This is a genomic window from Mesorhizobium sp. M0293 (assembly GCF_040321735.1).
GTDB lineage: Bacteria > Pseudomonadota > Alphaproteobacteria > Rhizobiales > Rhizobiaceae > Mesorhizobium.
This window is the reverse complement of the sequence record NZ_JAMYSA010000274.1, coordinates 1-1,428: the sequence shown is the minus strand read 5'-3', so window position 1 is coordinate 1,428 and position 1,428 is coordinate 1. Positions and strand designations below refer to the sequence as shown.

The window sequence follows — 1,428 nt, the reverse complement described above, 5'->3', positions numbered from 1 at the left end:
GATAGTGTGCTGAAGGTTCTGCAAAAAGTTTTGGAGAGAGAACGGCGCTTGCTCTGAGGGGCGAGCGGCCATGGCACGGTGGTGACGTTACGATCACCGATTCCCGTGGAAGGGGAAGTGCCATGACCAATCGAGAAGTTAGACTGAGCAGAGGCGAGTTGAAAGCGTTGCTGTTGTCGGATGAGGACGGCTTTCGCCAGGCATTGCAGACTGTCGTGCAGGAGGTTCTTGAAGCCGAGATGACGGAGGCGATCGGGGCCGAGAAAGGGGAGCGGACGGCGGAGCGGACGAGTTACCGGTCCGGCTATTACGAGCGCAAGCTGGTGACGCGGGTTGGGGTTCTGGAGCTGCGCGTTCCGCAGGATCGGGCTGGCCGGTTCTCGACGGAGTTGTTTGAGCGCTACCAGCGCTCGGAGAAGGCATTGGTGTCGGCGCTGGTTGAAATGTACGTGCAGGGCGTCTCGACCCGCAAGGTGAAGGCGGTGACGGAGGAATTGTGCGGCCACTCTTTCTCGGCCTCGACGGTGAGCGAGGCGACGATGCGGCTGGATGAGGCGCTCAAGGCGTTCTTCACGCAGCGGCTCGAGGAAAGCTATCCGTATCTCATTTTGGATGCGCGCTACGAGCGGGCTCGCGAGGCGGGCGTGATCGCCAGCCAGGCGGTGCTGGTGGCGATCGGCGTGGATTGGGAGGGCCGGCGCCAGGTTCTGGGCGTGGAGTTGGCCAACCGGGAGAGCCATTCGAGCTGGCGCGAGTTCCTGACGGGGCTCAAGAATCGCGGGCTCGCCGGCGTCGAGTTCGTCGTCTCCGACGACCATCCGGGGCTCAGGGCGGCGATCCGCGAAGTGCTGCCCGAAGCGGTCTGGCAGCGCTGCTACGTGCACTTCCTCAGAAACGCGCTCGACTACGTGCCGCGCAAGGTCGACGACGATTGCCTGATGGAACTCAGATGGTTCTACGACCGGCGCGACCTCGCCGAGGTCAAACGCGACCTGGCGCAGTGGATCGCCAAATGGCAGGCCAAATACCCGAAGCTGGTCAACTGGGTGGAAGACAATATCGAGGAGACGCTGAGCTTCTATCGGCTGCCGCTAGCTCACCACAAGCACATGAAGTCGACGAACATGCTGGAGCGGCTGAACCAGGAGATCAAGCGGCGCACCCTGGTCGTTCGCATCTTCCCCAACCCACGGAGCTGCCTGCGGCTGGTTCGGGCGTTGGCGGTGGAGATCCACGAGAACTGGCTCGAGGCGACCCGCTATCTGAACATGGATCATCTGCGCGAGCACAAGAAGGAGAGCCTGAGGGCCTTGGCCGCCTGAGCACCGTCATGTGTCCGCCGCTCCGCTAAACACGGGGGCTGCGCGACGGACACCCCGACGTCACCGCGATGCCACGCCATTTTTGCAGAACTTGACGCACACAACT

The 1,428-nt window shown here is 62.6% G+C and carries 1 protein-coding gene; it reads left to right on the top strand.

Annotated elements, in window-relative coordinates; translation table 11 throughout:
• Positions 1 to 122 precede the first annotated feature (122 nt).
• Positions 123 to 1,322: an IS256 family transposase gene (locus tag NKJ06_RS35410; protein WP_352628043.1), complete on the top strand. Its 1,200-nt coding sequence runs from the start codon at positions 123 to 125 to the stop codon at positions 1,320 to 1,322.
• Positions 1,323 to 1,428 lie beyond the last annotated feature (106 nt).

Coding starts and splice junctions, on each gene's coding strand:
- NKJ06_RS35410 (WP_352628043.1), top strand. CDS start 123: ATGACCAATCGAGAAGTTAGACTGAGCAGAGGCGAGTTGAAAGCGTTG.